Genomic DNA, 25517 nt, shown 5'->3' on the forward strand with positions numbered 1-25517 from the left:
TCTCTGTATAATAAGATTTTTACTAACCTGCCAGTCAGTAGTCTTATTGTACTCTGAGGTATTTTCAATTTTCAACGTCTACGCTTTTTATTATACAGGAAGCTCCTTTTACTTTTTGAAATAATTTTCTCGAAATCCTAACTGCATTACCAGGTCATTATACTTCGGATATGGAAAAGTATCGCAAGTTGCAAAAAAAGGGAGAGATAATGTTACTGTTCACAGGTAGGCACTTTTGGAACCGAAAGTGCCGTAAGAAAACGTGGTGGCAGCAGGAATTTGCCGTATTTAAATGCGAAGCCACGGCAAATTCCGTTACTGGGCACGTATGCGTGAACAGTAACGAGATAATAGGGGAAATTTAAGATTTCCTTCCTTGCTATCCACAAAACGAAATGCTATACTGATACAAGCCGTTTCTCTGGTTTTACGAATAAGAAAAGGAGAAGAATGTGATGGAACAGACAGAGATTGCAAGAGAGCAGGGAGCTCCGGCTGCATCCATTTTGGCAGAGCAGGCATGGGAAGGAAAAGTACGAAAGGTTTTTTCATGGATTGTGTCGGTGTATCTGTGTGTGGTGTTTGGGGCATTTCCGCTATATTTCCATAATTATTATTATGATATTCTGGTATCGAAATATCAGTTTTACTGGCTCAGCACGGTTGCGATGCTGGCGTCATGCCTGATCGCAGCGATAGTATTTGCGTGCATGGACTTAAAGCGGTTTGGCGGGGCGCATGTGCGGCATTTTTTTTGCGCGTTTCGACCGTCTGAATTAAAAAAGCAGCCATTTGCCTATAAGGCACTGGCAGTTTTCTGGGGACTGGCACTGATATCGACGGTGCTGTCGGATTATGTGTATGAGTCGTTCTGGGGCAATGAAGGACGATTCAGCGGATTTTTTTTGATTACGCTGTATGTGCTGGGAACGATTGTGAGCAGCAAGTATGGTCGGATGAGAAAATGGTACCTGGATGTGTTTTTGGCATCGTCCGTTCTGGTCTGCCTGTTTGGAATCACAGATTATTTCCAGATGGATTTATTGGGATGGAAAAAGGGCGTGAGCAATGAACAGGGAAACCTGTTTGTATCTACATTGGGAAATATCAACACGTATACGGCGTTTGTGGCGCTTACGATGGCGGTTGCCTGCGGCTGTTTTGTAAGTGAGAGAAAAGTGGGACGCCGTATCTGGTATTATCTGGTTTCGGCGCTGGCCTTTTTTGCATTGATTACCGGACAGAGTGATAATGCATATTTATCACTTGGAATGCTGTTTGCGGTGATGCCGCTGTTTTTATTTACGACATGGCGGGGCATCGCAGATTATGGTATTCTGGCGGCTACGTTTATGACCGTGATCAAGGCAGTAGATACGGTCAATAAAGTATATGCCGATCAGGTCATCGGTCTGGGCGGTGTGTTTGGCGTGTTGGTGCGCTATCGTTATCTGGAGGGAATCGTCGTTTTATTCTGGATTCTGGCGGGGATTCTCTGTGTTTGGAAACGGAAGATGGAACAGACGAATCCAGAGAGCAAACCGGGACGATGGATTTGGCGTGGCTGGTGTGCCGTTTTGATTCTTGGATGCCTGGCAGTGGCATTTGTCCTCTATGATGCAAATCTGGGAGGACATGCGGAACGGTACAGCGCGTTGTCCCAGTATCTTGTTTTTGATGATGACTGGGGGACGAACCGGGGATATTGCTGGAGAATTGGCTGGCAGTCCTATCGCGAGCTGCCGTTCCTGCATCAGTTGTTTGGTTTTGGACCAGACACATATGGAATTCTGACTTGGGATTTCAGGCAGGATGCGCTGGATCGGTATGGAGTTTTCTATGAGAGCGCCCACAACGAATATTTCCAGTACCTTGTTACAATGGGACCGCTTGCGCTTGTATCTTATCTTGCGTTTCTGGGCGGCACCTGCGTGCAGATGTGCAAAAAATGGAAAGAGTGCGCCTGGATCCTGGCGCCTGTTCTGGCGGTGCTCTGCTATGGAGCACAGGCAGTTGTTAATATCAACCTCCCGATCGCGACACCGATTATGTGGGCTATGCTGGCGATTGGGCTTGCACTCACAAGAGAGAAAGCAGAACAGGCAGAATAGCTCAAATAGACAGAACGGATTAAATAGACAGCAAATCCGAGCAGATTCGGCGGAAAAGCCGAAATGACGAACTTTGTCGATTTAGAATTTAAAGTAATGTGTGCACAGTAACCCGTGTCGAAATTTGCGATCGATAGACTCTTTTATTTTTCTTAAAATCGGTTTATAAATAATATGAAAAGAAAAAACGATATGATCGCCTGGCAGAGCTGCGTTATGCAGTGTGGTCATCTGAATGGAAGAACAGGCAGTCAAAAGGAGGAGAGTTTATGGATGAAGCTAAAAAATTGGTCGTTTTAGAGCAGGAAAATGAAGAATTAAAGCGTGAGCTGAGGGAGTTATTTAAAACTCTGGATCAGATGAATCAAAGCTTAAACCGGATGATTGACCACTACATACTCTGTAAGACGGAGAAGGCGGGATAAGCGGAGAGCCTGGATAAGATGGAAAAGAAGAGGCTCATTTATACCAGATGGAGCAGGTGAAAAATCAAATCAAAAATTAAATAGTAGATCGAATATGAAAGCCGCATGATTCAGAAGGTATGTTATCAAACCAGAATGAATCATGCGGCATTTTTTATCTACTCTGTGTAATATGTAGTCGGCGCGTCAATTCCCAGATTAAATCATGCATCCAGGAGACAGTCTGCTCCAGCTGCTCGTTTTTCTCTCTTAGAGCCAATACTTCCTGATAGAGCGTTTCCTTGTCGGAATCTTTTGAAATATCCGGATGGATCTTCGAGGAAGTGGAAGACGATTTTGTTTTACCCGGTGCTGCAGAAGGATCTGTCATCAGTTTGGTGTTATCGGGTGCTGCATTTTGAACCGACGATTTTTCATCATCCAGTGATTTGCTCCGGCCGGATGGCTTTGTCTGCTCTGGTGCCTTAGCCTTGTTCGCCGGTTTGGCTTTAGAATCCAAAGGGATCGCCGCATTAATCATGTGTCTGGAAATCAGGATCTGCCGCTGTGGATAGTCTAAGTCCATGAAATCCTGATACGGAATGGGAAGAGGAGTCATGGCAATTGAGCAATGCGGACACACCGCATTGGCAACGAGCTGAAAGAATCCATAATGTCCACAGTTTGGACAGCAATAAACATTTAAACCACGCATAGAGTTGCCTCCGTAGAAGTAAGAGTTGAGTCATTAGGAGAAAAATGAAAATATTCCCCTTATTATAATACGTTTTATCGAGAACATTATAACTGGTTTTTAGAAAAAAATTTAAAAATTTCCAAAAAAAATTTCAAAACGATAAAAAAAGACATCTTTTAGAAAAAATACCGCGGTGTCACAAAAGTGTCCTGCGGTATTTGAACGGATGCAATATTATATTCTACTGGATGATTCCAGATGTGTCAACTGTCCAGACAGTATCATTGCTGTCTTTGATATCCTTGAACCCTTTTCCGAGTTCCGGACGGGAAGCGGAAGAGGAGGAAGAGGTTGCTTTCTGGATGGTGCCGCTGGTGTTTACCAGGTAGCGTTTTTCACTGATGGAAACCGGCTCATAGCGGAGTTCCGGATCCGCCTTCTTTAAAAGACCGTTTACATAAACCTGGTTATCGCGCTCGCCATGGTAGCCCTGTCCTTTGAGAGAGCCTTTGGTCTGGAAATACCAGATCTGGTTTTCTTCTAAATCATCATTGTAAATGGTCTGCTTGCCGGTACGCATCACGCCGTCGTCGCCGAAGTAGTAGGAGGCGAAGCTGCCATCCGCCTGTTTCAGGCTCTGAAGTCCGGTCTGCATTTCACCGCGCTCGTTGAAGCAGTAGCGCTCGGAATTGATGGTGAAAATAGCAAGATCCTTCTCGGCAAAGTAAGCGGTTCCGTTTTTAAAGAAGAAGGAAAATGGCTCTTCTTCTTCGCTGATGCCCGGTGCCCCTTCAATGGTGTACCAGCCGCTTGCCCGGCGTCCGCCATTTTCCGGATCGTAATAGCGGAAATCGTTTAAGCTGACAGTGTCTGTGGCAGAGTTGTCCGCTGTTGCTGCTTCGTTTGAAGGTGTGCTGGAGCTTACAAAGCCAGCTTCCGCGACATTGATCCAGCCTGTCTGCATCTGGCCGTCGATGAAAGTGTAGTAGCCATTGTCGATTTTGCGGTCCATCTGGTTTACGATCATGCGTCCTTCGGTGTCAAAATAGCACCAGATATCTTCATCGTCGGTGTCTTTCGTGATGGTTTCCAGCAGAATCCATCCGGTTTTTCTGGCGCCGTCATCCTCCTCGCCGAGGTAGTAGGTCTGTCCGTCCAGCTCCAGAAGCCCGGTCTGCATCAGTCCGTCCTCGTCGAAATAGTAGGTTTTTCCGTTGATGCTCATCCATTTGGCAGTTACAATCTTGCCGTCCTTGCCAAAATAGAGCCAGGAGCCGCCGTCCGGAGAATCCGGGCTGTCATAGCTGATCTCATTTTCAGCCGAAACCCATTGGTTCTTTGCCATGTGCCCCTCATCGTTGACGAAATAGTCATCGACTCTCTGATTGGTAGCAATCTCGCCTTCCTCATCGAGATAAAACCAGTCGCCATTCCGCTTTTTCCATGTGTTTGTCTCTTTATAGCCGTCCTCATCGTAGTAATAAAGACGACCATCTTCCTCTGTCCAGCCGCTCTGAGCCGCCAGAACTCTGTAAGTTCCCGTATTTGTCATTATAGGTGCAGCAGCCGCGAACAAAGCCGCAGCGGATAAAACAGCTAAAGTTTTAGTTTGCTTACGCATGGTATAATCTCTCCTTTTTGAAAATGCGAAAATCCATCGCTGCATTACGGGGCTTATTATACGGGGATTATGCGTAAAAAGATAGTGTGCGTTGCTGGAAAGGGTGGAGAGATGTGGAAAAAGGGGTGAACCAGCTGGAACACCCCTTTTTCTATATGAAAATATAATTTTTTATTTTACGTATTTCGAATCCGTCAGGAACTCCAGCGTCAGCGTTCCTGCCAGCCTCTCCAGCGTATCTATCACATACTGGTTAATACTCTGTGATTTTTCCCGCGCGATCCGGTAGTCCATCGCGGAATTATAATAGTTGTCTCCATCGACCGTATATCCGTCGAATCCCGCGCAGGCGGCGTGGTGGACGCTTGTTTTGGTCAGGACGTTCAGCAGCATGACAAAGGAATTATCGATGATCTCTGCATTCTGGTCGATCAGGGAATTATAGTTTAAGGTGTAATCAAAATGTGTATCTTTGACATTTGTCACGTTTGAGGTCGCGATGACGCGCACCGGGCGTCCCTGGGCGTCGGCGTGCTCGAGCAGGCGGTTGTTGAGCTGGACATACCGCCTGGAATTACTTAAGAACGCATAATCGATTGGAATTCCCTCAGGGATAAAATTGACGGAGATTGTGATCGGATTGTGCGCCTTAATATAGGAAAGAATTGCCTCCTTTTCCAGTTCCAGATTCTTTCCCGGACCGAGCAGCAGAAGCGGGCGATCGCTCCAGGAAGCACTCAATGCCTGAATATCGGCTTCGTCATTGCATTCTGTGCTCTGATACCTGCGGTACAGTGTTTCAATGTAATCTTTGTCGTAGAGCAGTTTTTTCTCCGGCTCAATCGCATCCAGAATCGTATTGATGGATTTAAGCGACAGGGTGTGCTTATCCATCAGGAAGCGGACGTAGTTCGGATGGCAGTTGTTGGAGGCGGAAATATAGAAGAACAGGTTATATCCCCATGGGCTCTTGCGGAAGAACGGCATGATGCTGATGTCGATCGCCTCGAGCATCTGACTGACATTGAAATTGCGTCCGAATACAGTGTTCATGTACATGGAAATGAGTTCGATCGGAAGATTTCCGGCGCTTTTTCCCATGCCGTACAGGGTGGCATCAACTAAAACGGTGCGGTCTGCCGGTTCGCGTAAGACTTCCATGCTGTTTGAGTATGCGAGCTGGAAGTTATTGTGGGAGTGGTAGCCGATCGCGATCGATGGTTTTAAGTTGTAGTTTAAGAGCTGGAAATAGTGCAGCAGGTTATCCTGATGCAGCAGACCGTAGGTGTCTACAAGGGACATCGCATACGGTTCCAGATCGTTGACAAGGTCAACCAGATCCAGAAGCTCACGGTCGGAGTAACTGGTGATCGAAACCGCCTGTGCAAACACTTTGTAGCCCAGTTTTTTGACTTCGTGGCAGAACTGGATCGCCTCATGCATCACATGTTTTTTGAAAATGACGCGAATGCCGTCGATGTAGGACTCTGAACACGGGCTTAAATTAGAAATATCGCAGGTTCCGTAGTCGATCATGGCAACGATCATCGTATTTCCCTTGTCCAGCTTGCCGAAAATCTGATCGGCACACTGGGTTGTCGGCATGATCGTGCGGTTGCGGTCGAAAGTGCGGCGGTCATCCAGAAAACCAACTTCCAGAATGTCCACGCCCGCGCTGATCAGACGTTCAAAAATAGTAACAATATTGTCGTGACCGAACTCCCAGTCGTTGACGTAGCCGCCGTCGCGGAGAGTGCAGTCGAGTAATTTGACTTGTTTCATGATGTTTGTCCCCTTGTTATGTTTGTAATTTTAAAAATTGACTCCCAGAAACGCCCCGATATCATGCGTATCCTTTGCCGTATAAACCGGCGCATATTCCTGCCATGCCTCCGCGGTATCTGGTCCGAAGCCGTAGGTGACTGCCATAAAATCGACAGCTGCCTCTTTGGCACCCTTCCGTCGGAAGAGGTATCACCGATAAGAACTGCCTCGGATGGAGACAACTCCAAAGCTTTTAAGCACTTGTGCAGAACGTCAGCCTTCGTCATTTTGCTGGCAAAATCGCTGCCGCAGATGGAGTCACAGAGTTCTGTGAAATGGTAATGCTCCAGCAGAGTCAGCGCATAATCTTCACGTTTCAGGGTGGCAACCCCGATCTTGCAGCCCTGTGCGCGGAGTGCGCGGATCAGGTCTTTGATACCGGCGTATGGCTCGGCTTTCAGCAGGTCGTGATCCTTGTACTGGGTGCGGAAAATCTCGGTTGCGTGGTTCGCGGCGTCCTCGTCCAGTCCATAGAGGCGGATGAGCGACAGCTTGACGGGCGGTCCGATAAAGGTGCGGAGTGTCGCCTCGTCGAGGGCAGGTTTTCCAAGTGCTTCTACCGTGTGTCGCACGCTCGCAAAGACGCCTTCGGATGTATCGAGCAGCGTGCCGTCGAGGTCGAAGATCACGCCGCGGTATGTTTTCTTATTCATAGGGTGCTAGTCCTCCTGTGTAAAATCGCCTGTACTGTTTCAAGGTCGGCGGGGGTGTCTACGGAAAGCGTATATCCGCAGATGGGAAGAAATAGGATCGTTTTCCCATATTCGAGGAAACGCAGCAAATCCACGCCCTCGATCTGTTCCAGAATGCCCGGTCTGCTCTGGCAGAAGAAATCAAGCGATTCCCGCGTATAAAGCCCGATACTCACAAATTTCCGGGAAGGTTTGTCAAGCGTCCCCTTGCGGAATGGAATTGGCGCACGGGAAATGTAAAGCCCTGTGCCGTCCGGGCGGCAGACCACTTTTATGTTGGATGGATCGGCTGTCTCGGCATCGTTCGGGATATCTGCCATGGCATTGATGAGAAATGGACGCTGTACATTCTCTTTTGAGGTAATAACAGTAAGCGCCTGCTCCATAAAATTTTGCAGAATCTCCGGTGTCAGAAGCGGTTCATCCCCGCCGATCATCGCATAAAAATCAAATTTCCGCGAAGAAGCAGACTTGGAATCTTCCAGAATCGTCACCGCCTCCTGAATGCGGGAGGTCGGATTCTGATGGGAATGGGAGGTGAAAACCGCCTCAAATCCATATGTCTGGCAAACAGCAGCAATCTCAGGGCTGTCGGTCGCAGCGTAAACGGCATCAAATACACCGCTGTCCCGCGCCGCTGCGAGAACCCGCACAACCATTGGAATCCCATCAATCTGTTTCAATGCCTTTCCCGGAAAGCGAACCGAATTAAGCCGCGCCGGAATCAGCGCGCAGACCTTTTTTTTCTGTGCTAATCGATTCATAAGACGTTCCTCTGTATGATAAAAATGCAGTTACATAAAGTAAACTGAACCGTAACGATTCAGGCATATCGATGTGAACCGGATGCCGACCTTTATTATAGAAAAGAAATAGGAGAAATACAAGATAGCATAAGAAAAATGTAAGGAGTTGGGAAAATGCCGTGTCGGCTATGAAAAAAGAAATATGTGTGGTATAATATGACCACTTGACAAGGTATTTTCAGGAGGAAATCAAAATGAAACAGAAACTTTCTAATTATATAGCAGAAAAGCTTCTCGCATCCGGCATCACGGATGTGTTTATGATCACGGGCGGCGGCGCGATGCATCTGGATGACGCGCTGGGGCATCAGGAAGGACTTCACTGCCTCTACAATCATCATGAGCAGGCATGTGCGATGGCAGCGGAGGCGTATGCCCGCATCCACAACAAGATTGCGGCAGTGTGCGTGACGACGGGACCTGGCGGCATCAATGCGATGAACGGCGTTGCGGGCGGATTCCTGGATTCAATCCCGATGTTTGTCATTTCCGGACAGGTGCGTTATGACACGACAGCGCGCAGCACGGGACTTCACCTGCGCGCGATGGGCGATCAGGAGTATGATATCACCAAATCGGTTGCCAATATGACAAAATACTGTGAGATGGTGATCGATCCGATGCGTATCCGCTTCTGTGTGGAAAAAGCCCTGTATCTGGCTTACAACGGCCGTCCGGGTCCTACCTGGCTGGATATTCCGCTGAATGTGCAGGCGGCAATGATCGAGACAGACGATCTGATCGGCTTTGATCCGGAGGATTATGAGGCGGGCGGAACCGGCTGGGCGGCAGAGAGCGCGTCCGAGATCCCGGAGGATACCGCCGGAAAAGGTGAATTTCGTGCAAAACTTCCGGCACGTGTGACGAAGGAGACGGCGCGTGCGATCATCGAGAAAGTCCGCACCTCCAAACGTCCGGTGATCAATGCCGGAAATGGTATCCGTATCGGCGCGGCGCACGATGTTTTCATGCGCGTGGTTGAAAAGCTGGGAATCCCGGTTGTGACCGGCGCGGACAGCATCGACTGTATCTATGACGAACACCCGCTGTACATCGGAAAAGGTGGCAACGTCGGCGATCGCCCGGGCAACTTCGCGATCCAGAACAGCGATCTGGTGCTGTCGCTCGGAAGCCGTCTGAGTTTCCGTCAGGTCGGTTACCGTTTTACTACCTGGGCGCGCGAGGCGTATGTGATTGTGAATGATATCGATGCCGAAGAGCTGAAAAAGCCGACCCTGCATGTGGACATGCCGGTTCACGCGGATGTGAAGGATCTTCTGACCGTGATGGACGAGGTTCTTTCGGAGGAAGGAAAAGCGGACGGCGCGGCTTCGATGACGCAGGAGTACAAGGACGCGCAGGCAGAGTGGCTGCGTATCTGCCAGGGCTGGAAGCATGATTATCCGGTGGTTCTGCCGAAGCACATGAACGGCGGCACGCAGACGCAGGCAAACGTATATGCATTTGCGTATGAGATGAGCCGCCGTTTAAATGAGAACCAGATCGTGGTTGTGGGGAATGGATCTGCAAATGTTGTGTGTGGACACGCAAATATTGTGAAAAAGGGACAGAGATTTATCTCGAACTCCGGCATCGCTTCGATGGGCTACGGACTTCCGGCATCGATCGGCGCGTGCGTGGCAGATCACAGCCAGGATATTATCCTGATCACCGGAGACGGCAGTATTCAGATGAATTTACAGGAGCTTGAGACAGTTGTCAGCCACCGGATGCCGATCAAGATCTTCATTATCAATAACGGCGGTTACCATTCCATCCGCCAGACCCAGAAGAATTTCTTCGGCGAGCCGCTCATCGGTATCGGCGTGGACAGCGGCGATCTTGGATTCCCGAGCATGGAAAAGCTGGCGTGGGCGTATGGATTCCCATATGTAGCGATTCATGGAAACAAGGAGCTGGGCGAGAAGGTAGAAGAAACGCTGGCGATGGACGGCCCGGTGATCTGCGAGGTATTTGTAACGCTGGATCAGAACTTTGAGCCAAAGTCCGCGGCGAAGAGACTGCCGGACGGAACGCTTGTATCGCCGCCTCTGGAGGATCTGTCCCCATTCCTGCCGGACGAGGAGATGGACCGTATCATGCTGATTCCGCGTATTAAAAAATAGTAAAGGAAACGATAGAATGAAGATAGTTGTCACAGGTGCCACCAGCTTTGTAGGTCTGGGGGCGGTGCGCGAGCTGTTACATCGCGGACATCAGGTATACGCCGTACTGCGGGAGCATTCGACGAAAGCGGATCTGCTGCGGGAAAATGGAAAATTTCCGCAGGGACTCACGATTTTGGAGGAGGATCTGGGGAATCTCTCGAAACTGCCGGAACGGATTCCGGGCGGATGCGATGTGTTTCTCCATATGGGCTGGCGCGGTGCAGGGAGTGATTCACGGAAAAATGAGTCAGTCCAGGAGGAGAGCGTGCAGGACGCGCTGAATGCCGTCCGCGTGGCGAAAGACCTCGGGTGCCGGCGGTTTCTCTTTACAGGTTCGCAGGCGGAGTATGGCGTCAAGAGCGAGCTGACAGACGAGGAGACGGTCTGCGAGCCGACCTCCCCGTATGGACGCGCGAAACTGGCAGTCCGGCAGCAGGCGGAAGTGCTCTGCCGGGAACTGGGACTGGATTACGGGCATGCACGGATTTTCAGTACGTATGGACCGGGCGATCATCCGTGGTCGCTTCTTTCCTCCTGTGTCCGGGCCTTCCGGGCAGGGGAGAAGATGACGATGACCGCCTGCACGCAGCTCTGGAACTTCATGTATATTGACGATGCGGGGCGCGCTCTGGCAGATCTGGCAGAATATGCGGGAAATCTCACGGATCACGGATGTGTCTACAATCTGGGCGGTCCGATGGATGAGACAGGACCGCTGCGCGGGTTTGTCGAGACGGTCTATGAGCTGTGCGGCAGGCAGGGCAGCATGGAATTTGGCGTCCGCCCGCCGAATGCAGAGGGAATCGTCAATCTGATCCCGGATATCCGCAAGATGGAGCGGGTGGTTGGCTGGAAGCCACAGGTATATTTTGAAGAAGGAATGAAGAAAATTCTAGCTTTTCAGAAATGATTTTTCTGCCCTCTGTGCAGAGTGACGGGAGAGAATGGTAAATATTTGGACATATTTTATCAGTTTATGCCAAGTAAATAGCGAAGCAGCCAAAAATCGTTAAGAAAATTGTAGGTTGTCAAAAGAGAGAAAGACGTTTAAAATAAAGGCAGTATAGCCGAAGCGGCTTTCTCTTTTTTTTGTGTTCGAAATTTGGTGGAACGAAACAGAAGAGTTCAAACAAAAAGCAATTAATAGGAATCAGAAAAGTATGAAAAAAATCAGTATATTAATTCCCTGCTACAACGAGGAAGAGAATGTAGGTCCGATCAGCGAGGCGGTTGTGGAGACGCTGGAGCGCGATCTGCCGGAATATGACTATGAGCTTGTCTTTATCGACAATGATTCGACGGACCAGACGCGCCCGATTCTTCGGAAGATCTGCAGCGAGAATCCACGGATCAAGGCAATTTTTAATGCCAAAAACTTTGGACAGTTCAATTCCCCGTATTATGGAATGTTACAGTGTACCGGCGACTGTGTGATCAGCATGGTGGCAGATTTTCAGGATCCGGTCGATATGATCCCGAAATATGTCCATGAGTGGGAAAATGGCTACAAGATTGTCATCGGCATCAAGACGGGAAGCAAGGAAAACCCGATCATGTATGCGCTGAGGAGCTGCTATTACAAGATGATAAAGAAACTCTCCGATGTCGAGCAGATTGAGCATTTTACCGGTTCGGGTCTGTATGACCGCGATTTTATTGAGATTCTGCGGGAGCTTGACGATCCGACGCCGTTTCTGCGCGGAATCGTGGCGGAGCTTGGTTATAAGCGCAAGGAGATCCCATATATCCAGCCGCAGCGCCGCGCAGGCAAGACACACAACAATTTTTACCGGCTCTACGATGCCGCGATGCTCAGTGTGACCTCCTATACGAGGTCGGTCTGCGCCTGGCGACGATCTTTGGAAGTATCTGCGCGGCGATCAGTATGATCGTGGCGATTGTATATCTGGTGATGAAACTGCTTCACTGGTATGATTTTCCGGCTGGTATGGCGCCGGTTCTGATTGGAATGTGCTTTTTAGGGTCGGTTCAAATCTTTTTCATTGGTCTGGTGGGAGAGTATATTTTATCGATCAATTCGAGAGTCATGAAGCGTCCGCTGGTAGTGGAGGAAGAGCGGCTGAATTTTGATACACCGGTGAAAAAAGTTGGGGGCAAACAGCATGAAATGTAATGTCGATGTAGTTCGGATTCGTGAAAATTCGATTCAGCTCAATGGCTGGGCGATCGGAAAGACGCCGGAGACGGAGATCACCTATCAGGTTGAAGATGGGGCACATCAGCCGATCCGGTTTCAGTATGTGGCGACCCGCCGCGACGACGTCAGCCAGATTTATTTTGGGCGAACGGTAGAAAAAGAGCTTGGATTTGATATCCAGTTCCCGTATGAGCGCGGAAAAGATTATTATCTGATCGCAAAAGGCGAGGGACGCAAAATCCGCATTAAATACAATGAAGAACTGATCCGCAAGCGCAGCAGTGTGGCGCACAAGCGGATGCAGAAGATCCGCGATCTGATGAACATGGAGACTGTGCGGGTCTGTCTGGATTTCTGGAAGGAAAATGGTCTGAAAGCCTTGCTGGTAAAATCCAAGCACAAACTGCAGGGAATTGACAATGACTACGATTACGGCGAGTGGTATTCACTGACGAAGCCGACGGCGGAGGAGCTGGAGGAGCAGAGGAAAAAGGTGTTTGACGCGCCGGTTAAATTCTCGATCGTGATTCCGGCATTTAAGACACCGGAGCGATTTCTGCGGGAAATGCTGGATTCGATCGCGGAACAGACATACGCAAACTGGGAGGTCTGCGTGGCGGACGGCAGTCCGGCAGGACAAAGCTGCGAGCGGGTGCTGGAGCAGTATGCGAAGAAGGACAGCCGCTTTAAATACGTAATTTTAGGCGAAAATAAGGGCATTTCCGGCAATACGAATGCAGCAATGGATATGGCGACCGGCGATTATATTGTGCTGGCGGACCATGACGATAAGCTGACACCGAATGCTCTCTATGAGTGTGCGAAACTGTTACAGGAACATCCGGGATGCGACTGCTTCTATTCGGATGAGGATAAGCTGGATATGGACGGCGGCGCTTTGTTTGATCCGCATTTTAAGCCGGATTTCAATATCGATCTGCTCTGCAGCGTCAACTATATCTGCCATCTGTTTGTCGTCAGCCACGATCTGGCAGCGCAGGTGGGCGGCTTCCGTCAGGAATACGACGGAGCGCAGGATTATGACTTTATTTTCCGTTGTACGGAGAAGGCGAAGGAGATCCGCCATATCCCGAAGGTGCTGTATCACTGGCGCTGCCACAAGGATTCGACAGCGAGCAACCCGGAGAGCAAGCTGTACGCATTTGATGCGGGTGCGCGCGCGATCATGGATCATTATAAACGCGTCGGTATCGAGGCGGAGCGCGTGGAAAAAGGTGTGGACTACGGCATTTATCACTCTGTATATAAAATTCAGGGGGAACCGCTGGTATCGATCATCATTCCGAACAAGGATCACCATACGGATCTGGATCTATGCCTGCGGGCGATTGAGACGCGGGCAACGTACCGCAATGTTGAGTTTATCATTGTAGAGAACAACAGCACGGAGAAGGAAACCTTTGAATACTATGAAAAGATTCAGAAGGAATTTTCCAATGTCCATGTGGTAACCTGGGAGCGCGAGTTTAACTATTCGGCGATCAACAACTTCGGCGTGACCTTCGCAAAGGGCGAATATCTGCTGTTTTTAAATAATGATACCGAGCTGATTGCGGAGAATTTCATCGAGGAGATGCTGGGACTGTGCCAGCGTGAGGACGTCGGCGCAGTTGGCGCGAGACTGCTCTATCAGGATGATACGATCCAGCATGCGGGCGTCGTGGTTGGTTTCGGCGGCATCGCAGGGCATACGTTTATCGGGCTTCATAAGGCGGAAAACAGCTATTTCCACCGTGCGATGAGTACACAGGATTACAGCGCTGTGACGGCGGCGTGCCTGATGACAAAGAAAGCGCTCTTTGATGAGGTCGGCGGCTTTACGGAGAAGCTGGCGGTCGCATTTAACGATATCGATTATTGCATGAAAGTGCGGGCATCAAATCATTTAGTGGTTTACAATCCGTACGCATTGCTGTATCATTATGAGTCGAAGTCAAGAGGACTGGAGGATACGCCGGAGAAAGTGGCACGTTTTAACAGGGAGATCAAGATTTTCTCGGAGCGCTGGCCGGAGATCCTTAAAGATGGAGATCCTTACTACAATCCGAACCTGACGCTGCGGAAGTCCAATTTCGCCCTCAGGGATCTGAAAAAAGAGAAAATCGGAGAACCGTATCATCTGGAGGTATAACCCGGGATGGAGATTACAACGACAATTATTATTCCCAATTATAATGGGTTGAAATTTATGGACGAATGCATCCGTTCACTGAATGCACAGACGTATCCGAATTTCCGGACGCTGGTGGTGGACAATGGTTCGACGGACGGAAGCGTGGAGTGGCTGAAGGAACATCAGATCGATACGATTTTCCTGCCGGAAAACACGGGATTTTCCGGTGCAGTCAACGTCGGAATCAAGGCGGCAGACACACCGTATGTGCTGCTTTTAAATAATGACGTCCGGGTGGACGAGTATTTCGTGGCGGAGATGGTGCGTGCGATCGGTCAGTCGGAGCGCATCTTTTCCGTCAGCAGCCGGATGATCCAGATGTACCATCAGACAGGCTGGATGATGCAGGCGATATGTATTCCCTGCTTGGCTGGGCGTACCAGCGCGGCGTGGGACGGGAACTTACGCATTACCGCCGTTCAAGCCGGGTATTCTCGGCGTGCGCGGGCGCAGCGATCTACAGGAGAGAGGTATTTGAGGAGATAGGCTATTTCGATGAGATGCATTTTGCCTATCTGGAAGATATTGATGTGGGCTATAGAGCCCGGATTGCGGGTTATGACAATATATACTGCCCGGCGGCGCTGGTATGGCACGTCGGAAGCGGAACCAGCGGTTCCAAGTACAATTCATTCAAGGTTAAGCTGGCGGCACGCAACAATGTGTATCTGAATTATAAAAATATGCCGTGCTTACAGCTTATCATAAATGCGATTCCGATCGCAGCGGGGATTTTCGTGAAATATTCATTTTTCAGGAAACTCGGGTTTGGAAAAGATTATCTGGAAGGTCTGAAAGAAGGCATACGGACGGCAAAGAAGTGTAAAAAAGTGGCGTACCGCCCGGAACGGCTTAAAAATTATCTGGCGATAGAGCTGGAACTTTTAGCTGGGACATTTCTCTATGTCTATGAATTTGCTGTGAGACAGATCGAGAAAAAAGCAGCATCTGATAAATCGTGAGGAAAAGGTTAGAGTTGTTACTGGGCGCGTATGTGTGGACAGTAACTTAGAGTTTGCGCGATGTGTGAACGGTCATGGTTTAGCAGATGCAACACGGAGAAAGGCTGCTTATCAGACAATGTCTGAGCGGCAGCAAGCAAGTGAAAGATGAGGTAGCTTATGAATTATGAGGATGATGAGCTGGAGCGCATGAGGCGCGCCGCGAGGGCAGAAGCAGCCGTGCCAGTCAGGCAGGGTATTCTTCGCGCGGCAGTTCTGCTTCCGGCACCAGCCGCAGAAGAGTCAGCAGTACAGTCGAAAATAGCCAGAGAAAAGGTGAGGCGGGCAGCGGTTCAGTACGTTCCGGCTACAGCGGTCCTAAGAGCGCTGGAAGTGGAAAAAAGAGTTCGGGACGCCGCGGCAGCCATTACCGTAAATCGGCACGCCACAGAAAGCATATGATCATTGCGGCGGAGATTGTCGTGATTATATTGATGATTCTGGGCGGTGCGTTCTGGTATATGTATCACAGAACCTTCGGTTCTATGCAGAAGATTGATTTTAACGAGGACCAGGTTAAGAACGTCAACCTGTCCCAGGAACAGATCGATGATATGAAGGGCTACATGACCGTGGCGTGCTTCGGTGTCGATTCGCGAAGTGAGCACGGGCAGATGAATGTCGGAAAAGGTACGAACGCGGATGTCAACATGATTGCCAATATCAATCTGGAGACGGGTGAGATCCGCCTTGTATCGGTATTCCGGGACAGTTATCTGAATATCAACGATAAAAACTCTTATAATAAGATCAACGCCGCTTACGCACAGGGCGGTCCGGAGCAGGCAGTTAAGGCGCTGAATAAGAACCTGGGTCTTAACATTACCCAGTATGCGACGTTCAACTGGAAAGCGGTTGCGGATGCCATCAACATTCTGGGCGGTGTAGATGTCGAGCTGAGTGATGCAGAGTTCTCCTGGATCAATGCCTTCATCACGGAGACCGTAAAGGAGACTGGTATCGGTTCTCATCAGCTGACCCATGCGGGCAATGTACATCTGGATGGTATCCAGGCAGTTGCATACGGACGTATCCGTTATTCAGATACGGACTATGCGCGTACCGAGCGTCAGAGAATTATTCTTCAGAAAGCCTTTGATAAGGCAAAAAATGCAGACTGGGCGACACTCAACTGTCTGATTCAGACGATCATGCCGCAGCTTGCGACCAATGTTGATATTACGGATTTGATTCCGCTGGCACGCAATATCGCGAAGTTCCATATTGGTGAGACCGCGGGATTCCCGGCAGCCAGAGGTGAGCAGGATGTTGGAAAGATCGGTGACTGCGTTATCCCGCAGACACTGGAGTACAACGTAAAAGAGCTTCATAAGTTCCTGTTTGATGAGGAAGATTATCAGGTTCCGTCTAATGTTAAGGAGTACAGCAGCCATATCGCGCAGGTAACGGGGCTTACGACGAATGCGAAGCTGATTGGTCATGTTCCGGTCGATCAGGGTGTCAGCGCCCAGACGTTTATCAAGAAACGGGCGAGCCGGATTGCCGCGCAGGCAGCGGCGAAGGATGCCGCTAAGAAGTCATCGACGAGTGCTTCGGACGAGTCGGATGACGAGAGCGGGGATGAGACCAAGAAGGGCGAGAGCGAGAGCTCGATCGGATTGGACGAGATCTTTGATCCGGATGAAGACTGGATTGACTGGGAGGAAGAAGAGTCGAAGAGCAACAGCAGTAAGGGACCAGGAACAACGACGACTCCCGGCAAGAAAAATCATACGGATAAGACAACCGAGGCGGATGATTCTTTATCCGGACCAGGCAGCACATCGGAGACGAAGTCTTCCGTTGCAAAACCGGGATCTACAACCACGACAGCGGCAGAGACAGCGGCATCCAGTGAAAAGACTTCTCCGGGTGCATCAGATAATTCCGGTGTGAAAAGCCCGGTCACAGAGATTCAGGATCCGGGGAATTCCGGAAACAGCGATGCAGCAGGTCCTGGCGGTCCGGCAGGACCGGGAGCTTAATCCGAATTCAGGTGATATACTATGATAAAAGATAACCAGAAACGGCTGAATCATTTCCACGTAGTGCTGGACGCATGTGTCATCGCATGCGCCTACGCACTTGCGTGGTTTATCGTCAATGGAACGCCGTGGTTTAATGTAACAGGGCATAATAAGAGCGCAATGGCAGTTGTCTATCTGGCGGCTGGCGTTCTTATTGTACCGTTTTATTTGATTTTATACGCATTTTTACATCTTTACACGCCCAAACGGGTTCAGGGAAGACGGGTGGAGTTAGCCAATATTTTTAAGGCGAACATCATCGGTCTTTTGGTGATCTCACTGATTCTTTACCTGGGCGGTAAAAATGAGTATTTCCACAACTTCTCCCGTCCGATGGTATTTTTGTTTTTTGGCATCAATCTCTTTGCTGAGATTCTGATGCGGAATATCCTGCGGATAGCGCTCCGGTCGATGCGGTCGAAGGGATATAACCAGAAGCATCTGCTTCTGGTCGGTTACAGCCGGGCAGCGGAAGGATTTATTGACCGTGTGAATGTCAACCCGGAGTGGGGCTATAAAATCCGCGGTATTCTGGATGACCATGAGGAGTGGGGCAAAGAATATAAGGGAGTGCGCGTGATCGGCAAAATTGACGATCTGGATACGATTCTGGCGCTCAATACGCTGGATGAGATCGCGATCACCCTGAGCATCCAGGAGTATGGAAAACTGGAAAAAATCGTGGCAGGCTGTGAAAAATCGGGTGTGCATACGAAATTTATCCCGGATTATTATAACTTTATCCCGACCCGTCCGTTTATGGAGGATCTGCAGGGACTTCCGGTGATCCACATCCGCCATGTGCCGCTCACGAATCTGCTCAACGCAACGATGAAGCGGACGATGGATCTGGTCGGCGGCATGATGGCGCTCATCCTGTTTTCACCGGTGATGCTGGTGACGGCGATTCTTATAAAGGCGACTTCGCCGGGACCGGTCATTTTCTGTCAGGAGCGAGTGGGACTTCACAATAAGCCGTTTAAGATGTATAAGTTCCGCTCGATGGCGGTACAGTCGGCGGCAAAGGAGAAAAGCCAGTGGACGACGCCGGGAGACCCGCGTGTGACTCCGATTGGAAGATTTATCCGTAAGACGAGCATTGACGAGCTTCCGCAGCTGTTTAATGTTCTGAAGGGCGATATGAGCCTGGTTGGACCGCGCCCGGAACGCCCGTTTTTCGTTGAAAAATTCAAGGAAGAGATTCCGCGTTATATGATCAAACACCAGGTGCGTCCGGGAATGACCGGATGGGCACAGGTCAATGGTTACCGGGGCGATACCTCGATCACGAAGAGAATTGAGCATGATCTGTATTACATCGAGAACTGGACGCTGGGATTTGATTTTAAAATCATGTTTTTGACGGTTTTTAAGGGCTTTATAAATAAAAACGCGTATTGATGAGGAAAACCACATGGGATATGAAGAAGAAAGAGATAGGTCAGGACACCGCCGGAGCCGACGGGCAAAACCGTCGGAGATGGAAGACGATGGTCTGACACTGATCACGGATTCATTTACGGAACGCCGGGAGGACGGATCCCACCGGAGCGGAGATAGAAGCCGAAGTGGTCAGAAAGCGGCAAAGAGGGGACAGACGCAGCCTGGCAGCAGCCGGGAGAGCCGGAATCAGGAGAAAACCCGGACCATGAACCGGTCGGATATTTACGCCGACCCGGTTAAATTGAAAGCGCGCCGGAAAAAGAAGCGGAAGATATGGTTTATTCTTCTGGAGATTGCAGTGCTGATCGGGATTCTCTGCTTTGCGGGATATTCGTATATCAGCAGCCGTCTGGATCTGATGCAGCGGCTTCCGTGGAACCCGGATGAGATCAAAAACGTCGAGATTTCGGAGGAGAAGCAGGAGCAGATGAGCGGTTACTGGACGATCGCGGTTTTCGGTGTGGATAGCCGTAACTCATCGGTCGGAAAGGGCAACAACTCGGATGTCAATATTCTCTGCAACATCGATCAGGGAACCGGTGAGATACGTCTGGTTTCGGTGTACCGGGATTCATATTTAAATATCAGCGACAAGAATACCTACAACAAAATCAACGCCGCTTATATGCAGGGCGGACCGGAGCAGGTTGTCAAGGCGCTCAATAGGAACCTGGATATCGATATTGACGATTATGCGACCTTTAACTGGAAAGCCGTTGCAGATGCGATCAACATTCTGGGCGGCATTGACGTGGAGATCACGAAATCAGAGTTTTATTATATCAATGCGTTCATTTCTGAGACGGTCAAGCGACCGGCGTCGCTTCGACCCAGCTTAAATCAGCGGGCATGAACCATCTGGACGGTGTGCAGGCGGTTGCATATGGGCGTCTCCGTCTGATGGATACGGACTATGCCCGTACCGAACGGCAGAGAAAGGTTATTTCCCTCGCGTTTGAGAAGATGAAAAAAGCAGATTGGGCGACGATCAACAATATTGTGCAGACGGTATTTCCACAGGTGGCGACCAGCATCGAGATCAATGATCTGTTGAAGATAGGACGAAATATTACGCGTTACCATCTGACCGAGACGACCGGTTTTCCGTCGGAGCTGAGGGAAAAGAAGATGGGACGCAAGGGTGCCTGCGTCATCCCGCAGACGCTGGAGAGCAATGTCATCGAGCTGCATCATTTCCTGTTTGGCGATGAGGAATACACGCCGACTGAGACGGTCCGGACGATCAGTCAGAAAATTGTATCAGATACAGGCGTTCATGGCACGAAACAGGCAGAAACGAAGGCATTGCCGAAGACGACCGAGGCGACGACAATTTCCATCCTGGATCCGACGCAGGAGAGCGGCGCGGACGAAAGCCAGGAAGCCGGGAGCGGCAGCGACGAGTCGGAGAAAGAGACCGGTAATGCTTCGGAAACACAGGAGAATGACGTTTCTGAGCAGGAAAGCCGTCCGGACGGTACGCATGCATCAAAGGAAAATGCGCGGGAGAGCAGTGAGGCAGAGTCTGGCGGTTCTTCGCCGGCATTTCCGGGCGGAAATTCTGGCACCGGCACGGAGAATGGCAGAGAAAAACCTTCCGGCAGCGGTTCCCCGAATGGAAGCAGTGCACCGGGAAGTAAGACGGATGCGGGAATCATCATTGAGTGATGAGAGAGTGTGAAACGGAGGAAATGCGTTGAATTTAGATGGTTTGTACCGGATGCAGGGAATGTTATTTTCCCTGATGATTCTGGGTGCATTCTTAAAGAAGAAGGGAATTATCACGGATGAGGGAAAAAGGGTCATTGCGGATCTGGTCATCTTTGTGACACTTCCCTGCAGTATCATCGAGTCATTTGAAGTAGAACTGAGCATGGATATCTTAAAGAGCAGCGCACAGGCGCTGCTCGTCTCGTGTATGGTTCAGGTGGCTTGTTATATCTTAAATATGGTACTGTATCCGGGTGTGGGAGAGGAAAAGAAGAAGGTCCTCAAATACGCGACGATGGCGTCCAATGCCGGGATTCTGGGAAATCCGGTGGCGGAGGGCATTTTCGGCTCGATGGGGCTTTTCTACGCCTCTTTTTACCTGATTCCGCAGAGAACTGCGATGTGGTCTCTGGGAATGACGTATTTTACGAAGGCGCCGGATCGGAGGACGCTGATTAAAAAGATATGCACGCATCCGTGTATTGTCTCCGTATTCATCGGCTTTGTGCTGATGCTTTTACAGATGCAGATTCCGGGATTCCTGGGAGATACGGTACATAGCTTGAACAAGGCAAACACGGCAGTCTCCATGATTTTCGTCGGAACCGTTCTGGCGGAGGCAGATATGAAGACGATGATCACGCCGCTCAGCTGCTACTATGCCGCCGTGCGCCTGATCCTGATCCCGGCGTTTGTGTGGGCCGGCTGTCTGCTGTTCCATATCGACACGCTGGTGATGGGGATTTCCGTGGTGCTGGCAGCGATGCCGGCAGCAAGCACGACGGCGATTCTTGCCGCGAAATATGGCGGGGATGAAGTCTTTGCGACGAAGTGCGTGGTATTTACGACGCTGCTTTCGATGGTGTCGGCACCGGTTTGGTGTATGGTGCTGCAGCGGTAATCCCTTATGAGTTCGTATTTCTATAAAGGGGGTTTCGCTTGCATTGGATGAAAAGATATGTTATATTAGGGATAGAAAAAAGGAAAAGCCAGAGGAGCGGCTTACCTGAATAAATTAAACAACTGTTTTATTAACAGCCGTCATTATTGCAGTAATGGCGGCTATTTTCGTTTTCCCTTGAAAATTGTATAACACAATCCAACAAGGGCGCAAATGAATATTCCAATCTGAATCAAATCAGAGTATGTAACATACATTGGCAATGCCCTCCTTTCTTTCGTCTGGAGGGTTAGATTTGTGCCTCGTTCCAGTCTTTGATAAACAAGCTTTGCTGAAATCTAGCAACCCTCCGATAACAGAGGGTAAGCCGCCTGGCTCTCTGGTTTTTCCCATGTACGAAGTATATCATATTTTATCAGAACAGACAATGATAAAACGAAACAAATCCCCTCAGATTGCTCTGAGAGGATTTGCATATTCATGATTTATAATAGCAGTTCATATTGCTTGGTTATAGTCTTACAAACATTCTGTAATTTTACTTTTCATCCACAACCTGGAAAATGTAGAACTTCAGATAATAGGACGTCTCATCCCCCGCCCACAGAATCGGATGGTCGGCTGCCTGGGTGCGGTATTCGATCTGGCGCAGGCGGCGGTGGGCGCTGCGGGCTGCCTCCTGAATCGCCTTTGTGAAGAGTTCCGGCGTCATGAAATGGGAGCAGGAGCAGGTGGCGAAGTAGCCGCCGTCCTTTACCAGACGCAGACCGCGAATATTGATCTCGCGGTAGCCCTTGATGGCATTTTTGACCGAGCTGCGGGATTTTGTGAAGGCAGGCGGATCGAGGATCACGACGTCAAATTGCTCACCTCTTGCCTCTAATTCCGGAAGCAGGTCAAAGACATCCGCGCACTGAAAGGTGGTAGTGCCGGAAACACCGTTTAACTCTGCATTTTCACGCGCCTGTGCGACGGCAAGTTCGGACGCATCCACGCCGATGACCTCTTTGGCACCGGAGACGGCTGCATTTAAGGCAAAGGAGCCGGTGTGGGTAAAACAGTCCAGAACGCGTTTGCCCGGGCAGAGACGCTGGATTGCCAGACGGTTGTATTTCTGGTCGAGGAAAAAGCCAGTTTTCTGCCCGTCCTTGACATCTACCAGATAGCGGACACCATTTTCAACGATCTCTACTTTTGTATCAAATGGTTCCCCGATAAAGCCCTTATAGCGCTCCATGCCCTCCTGTAAGCGGACCTTAGCGTCGCTGCGCTCGTAAATACCGCGGATATGAATGCCGTCTTCCTCAAGCACCTTGACGAGTTTTTCCAGAATCAGCGGTTTCAGACGGTCGATACCGAGCGCCAGGGATTCAACGACCAGCACATCAGAAAATTTGTCGATCACGATGCCCGGAAGGAAATCTGCTTCGCCGAAAATCAGGCGGCAGCTGCTGGTATCAACTGTCTGACGGCGGTATTCCCAGGCATTGCGGACGCGCATTTCGATAAAAGCATCGTCGATGACAGTATCCTTTTTGCGGGAAAGCATCCGCACGGTAAGCTTGGAGCGGGTGTTGATAAAACCACATCCGAGCGGATAACCGTCAAAATCTTCGACACGAAGGATATCGCCATTTTCAAATTCGCCCTCAATTCGTTCAATTTCATTATCATAGATCCACATACCGCCGGCTTTCAGGGAACGAGCCTCGCCTTTGCGGATATGGACAACTGCCTGTGTATTCATCATGGATGTAACAGTCCTTTCATATAAAATGTAAAATTCGTTTCATTCATTAAGTATACAAGAGGAGAGAAGGACTGACAAGTGAAAACCAAGAGATGTTTTTAAGCTTCACAGATTTATGATTTTATTTTCACAATTACATCACAAATAACTGATAGACTATCTCATGTAAACAGAGAGAGGGCAGAAAGCCTGAGATAGAATATAAGAGTATGAACAATCCGCTGCGGGAAGGTTCGCAAAATGGACAGTACGCGGCTGTGATTCCTGAGAACAGGAGGTATGAATATATGTATGACGAGAATGAAAGAAATGAGAGACACGATCAGGATGTAGATTATACGGAGGGCGCTTATTCGGACAGCGCTTATGAGGAAAAGAATAACGATACTGCTAAAAAAGAAGAAACTTCCGATTATGGCGGTTATCATGATTCCCGTTACCGGGGCAGTCTCGATGGAGAACCGGAGGCAGCAGCCGGAGCAGATCCGAAAGAGAATGCAGAGAAGCAGCCGGAACGCAGCTATATTCCGGAAGAACGGAGTGGCCGGGGACATGGCTCTAAGAATACTGGTAAGAAAATTGCGGCACTTGTGATGTCGGGCATTCTGTTTGGCTGTGTGGCAGGCGGAACCATGGTTGGCGTGAATGCACTTTCAAACCGGCTTCTTCCGGGTGAGACCGCACAGGAAACGATCGGTCAGGTTTCCCAGGAGACACAGGCAGATGCTGGCACTAAAACGCAGGCCTCCATTGGCAACGATGTTTCTTCGATTGTAGAGAAAGCGATGCCGTCCGTTGTAGCGATCAACAATAAGATGATTTATACACAGAACAACTGGCTGTTTGGTCAGCAGCAGTACGAGGTGCCGAGCAGCGGTTCAGGAATCATTGCCGGACAGAATGACACGGAACTTCTGATTATTACCAATAACCATGTCGTTGAAGATTCCGAGGAACTTTCGGTTACCTTTATTGATAACCAGAGCGTTAAGGCAGCGGTCAAAGGTACTGATTCCGATTCGGATCTGGCAGTCATTGCCGTACAGCTTTCGGATATACCGGAAGAAACGAGAAAACAGATTAAGGCAGCCGATCTGGGCGATTCTGATTCCCTGAAGCTGGGACAGGGTGTTGTGGCAATCGGTAACGCACTGGGACAGGGGCAGTCGGTTACCGTCGGTTATGTCAGCGCTTTAAATAAAAAGCTAACCATCAACGACGTAGAGCGGACACTTCTGCAGGTAGATGCGGCGATCAACCCAGGCAACAGCGGCGGCGCACTTTTAAATATGAACGGTGAAGTTATCGGCATCAATGCGGCGAAGTATTCGGACACCAGTGTTGAGGGCATCGGTTATGCGATCCCGATTTCACAGGCAAAGGATATTATCAGCGACCTGATGACGAAGACGACGAAGGTAGCTGTCGATGAGAATGAGCAGGGCTATCTGGGAATCCAGCTTCAGAATATCGACAGCCAGATGGCGCAGGCGTATGGCATGCCGGAAGGTATCTATGTATACAAGATTGTTGCGGGCGGCGCGGCATCCAGGTCGGATCTGCGGGAGCGCGATATTATCACCAAGTTTGACGGTGAGAAGGTAAAGAATGGTGATGATCTCAAGAAACTGCTGACTTACTATAAGGCAGGTTCCACCGTTACCATGACGGTACAGAGTCTGGAAAATGGCAAATATGTCGAGAGAAACGTACAGATTACACTGGGCTCCAAGAGCGATATGCCGCAGAGCCAGGATAGCCAGAACGAGAGTCGGAGTGAATCACAGGCAAGTCCGCAGAGAAAACTGGGAAGATAGAAAATATCCCATCAGCGAAGTGGGCTGGAATGGATATTTGCCCGTAACGGTGAAGATACGGAACTGTTGCGAAGCGGAAATGAATAAAATCAGGAAGATATAGAAAAGAAGGCAGGTGAACCGCCGGTAGATCCTCTTGTAATCAGAGAGGGCGGTGATTCATCTGTCTTTTTGTTTCATGGGAAATTTTTTT

Annotated in this window: 20 protein-coding genes and 1 pseudogene; 15 read left to right on the forward strand and 6 right to left on the reverse strand. The window is 49.6% G+C overall.

Translation table 11 applies throughout. The features are described 5' to 3' along the window. Positions 1–455: 455 nt before the first annotated feature. Entirely contained in the window at positions 456–2111 is a 1656-nt protein-coding gene (locus tag DWX91_RS13690; RefSeq protein WP_118472960.1) for an O-antigen ligase family protein, read from the forward strand. Between the two features lie 269 nt (positions 2112–2380). Beyond that, the gene (locus DWX91_RS16710; protein WP_182427968.1) at positions 2381–2536 is read left to right on the forward strand and encodes a hypothetical protein; all 156 of its coding nucleotides are present in this window, start codon (positions 2381–2383) and stop codon (positions 2534–2536) included. 154 nt (positions 2537–2690) lie between these two features. Here the strand turns inward: DWX91_RS16710 and DWX91_RS13695 are convergent, their stop codons facing one another. The 5 genes from DWX91_RS13695 to DWX91_RS13715 form a co-directional block, all read right to left on the reverse strand. Continuing rightward, positions 2691–3230: a hypothetical protein gene (locus DWX91_RS13695; protein WP_118472959.1), complete on the reverse strand. Its 540-nt coding sequence runs from the start codon at positions 3228–3230 to the stop codon at positions 2691–2693. A 223-nt stretch (positions 3231–3453) separates the two neighbouring features. Beyond that, entirely contained in the window at positions 3454–4833 is a 1380-nt protein-coding gene (locus DWX91_RS13700) for a cell wall-binding protein (RefSeq protein WP_118472958.1), read from the reverse strand. A 171-nt stretch (positions 4834–5004) separates the two neighbouring features. Next, positions 5005–6615 carry an aldolase catalytic domain-containing protein gene (locus DWX91_RS13705; protein ID WP_022359156.1) on the reverse strand — a complete coding sequence of 537 codons (1611 nt, stop codon included), beginning with the start codon at positions 6613–6615 and terminating at the stop codon, positions 5005–5007. Next, positions 6612–7310, reverse strand: coding sequence for an HAD hydrolase-like protein (locus DWX91_RS13710; RefSeq protein WP_243099065.1), 699 nt, complete (start codon positions 7308–7310; stop codon positions 6612–6614). The genes DWX91_RS13705 and DWX91_RS13710 overlap by 4 nt, the downstream gene beginning before the upstream one ends. Beyond that, the gene (locus DWX91_RS13715; protein WP_118472955.1) at positions 7307–8113 is read right to left on the reverse strand and encodes a 3-deoxy-manno-octulosonate cytidylyltransferase; all 807 of its coding nucleotides are present in this window, start codon (positions 8111–8113) and stop codon (positions 7307–7309) included. The genes DWX91_RS13710 and DWX91_RS13715 overlap by 4 nt, the downstream gene beginning before the upstream one ends. Positions 8114–8349: 236 nt before the next feature. Here DWX91_RS13715 and DWX91_RS13720 point away from each other — a divergent pair, with 236 nt between their 5' ends. The 12 genes and pseudogenes from DWX91_RS13720 (at position 8350) to DWX91_RS13760 (ending at position 21757) form a co-directional block, all read left to right on the forward strand. Next, positions 8350–10281, forward strand: coding sequence for a thiamine pyrophosphate-binding protein (locus DWX91_RS13720; RefSeq protein ID WP_118539239.1), 1932 nt, complete (start codon positions 8350–8352; stop codon positions 10279–10281). 16 nt (positions 10282–10297) lie between these two features. Then, on the forward strand, positions 10298–11233 hold the full coding sequence (locus tag DWX91_RS13725; protein ID WP_118539241.1) for an NAD-dependent epimerase/dehydratase family protein: 936 nt from the start codon (positions 10298–10300) through the stop codon (positions 11231–11233). 250 nt (positions 11234–11483) lie between these two features. Then, positions 11484–12457: pseudogene (locus tag DWX91_RS13730) on the forward strand (glycosyltransferase family 2 protein). Beyond that, entirely contained in the window at positions 12447–14633 is a 2187-nt protein-coding gene (locus tag DWX91_RS13735) for a glycosyltransferase family 2 protein (RefSeq protein WP_118469407.1), read from the forward strand. Before DWX91_RS13730 ends, DWX91_RS13735 begins: the two are co-directional and overlap by 11 nt. A gap of 6 nt (positions 14634–14639) precedes the next feature. Next, positions 14640–15161, forward strand: coding sequence for a glycosyltransferase family 2 protein (locus tag DWX91_RS18250; RefSeq protein ID WP_412693919.1), 522 nt, complete (start codon positions 14640–14642; stop codon positions 15159–15161). Next, positions 15065–15637 (forward strand): glycosyltransferase, encoded by a 573-nt coding sequence (locus DWX91_RS18255; protein WP_412693922.1) that lies wholly within the window; start codon positions 15065–15067, stop codon positions 15635–15637. Before DWX91_RS18250 ends, DWX91_RS18255 begins: the two co-directional genes overlap by 97 nt. 159 nt (positions 15638–15796) lie before the next feature. Next, positions 15797–16078 carry a hypothetical protein gene (locus DWX91_RS17620; protein WP_243024562.1) on the forward strand — a complete coding sequence of 94 codons (282 nt, stop codon included), beginning with the start codon at positions 15797–15799 and terminating at the stop codon, positions 16076–16078. Next, positions 16075–17661 (forward strand): LCP family protein, encoded by a 1587-nt coding sequence (locus DWX91_RS13745; protein ID WP_243015342.1) that lies wholly within the window; start codon positions 16075–16077, stop codon positions 17659–17661. Before DWX91_RS17620 ends, DWX91_RS13745 begins: the two co-directional genes overlap by 4 nt. Before the next feature lie 21 nt (positions 17662–17682). After that, on the forward strand, positions 17683–19104 hold the full coding sequence (locus DWX91_RS13750) for an undecaprenyl-phosphate glucose phosphotransferase (protein ID WP_118472950.1): 1422 nt from the start codon (positions 17683–17685) through the stop codon (positions 19102–19104). 13 nt (positions 19105–19117) lie between these two features. Next, complete coding sequence (locus DWX91_RS18260) at positions 19118–19999, forward strand: LCP family protein (RefSeq protein ID WP_412693920.1); 882 nt, start codon at positions 19118–19120, stop codon at positions 19997–19999. After that, entirely contained in the window at positions 19996–20814 is an 819-nt protein-coding gene (locus DWX91_RS13755; RefSeq protein ID WP_412693921.1) for a hypothetical protein, read from the forward strand. Before DWX91_RS18260 ends, DWX91_RS13755 begins: the two co-directional genes overlap by 4 nt. A gap of 28 nt (positions 20815–20842) precedes the next feature. Beyond that, positions 20843–21757 carry an AEC family transporter gene (locus DWX91_RS13760; RefSeq protein WP_182435087.1) on the forward strand — a complete coding sequence of 305 codons (915 nt, stop codon included), beginning with the start codon at positions 20843–20845 and terminating at the stop codon, positions 21755–21757. A 538-nt stretch (positions 21758–22295) separates the two neighbouring features. On the opposite strand, the gene DWX91_RS13765 is transcribed toward DWX91_RS13760, so the two are convergent. Continuing rightward, positions 22296–23504, reverse strand: coding sequence for a class I SAM-dependent rRNA methyltransferase (locus DWX91_RS13765; protein WP_118472962.1), 1209 nt, complete (start codon positions 23502–23504; stop codon positions 22296–22298). A gap of 290 nt (positions 23505–23794) precedes the next feature. Here DWX91_RS13765 and DWX91_RS13770 point away from each other — a divergent pair, with 290 nt between their 5' ends. Further along, positions 23795–25324: a S1C family serine protease gene (locus DWX91_RS13770; protein ID WP_118472948.1), complete on the forward strand. Its 1530-nt coding sequence runs from the start codon at positions 23795–23797 to the stop codon at positions 25322–25324. The last annotated feature ends 193 nt before the right edge of the window (positions 25325–25517 follow it).

It is taken from the genome of Clostridium sp. AF22-10, assembly GCF_003478725.1.
Lineage (GTDB): Bacteria > Bacillota > Clostridia > Lachnospirales > Lachnospiraceae > Otoolea > Otoolea fessa.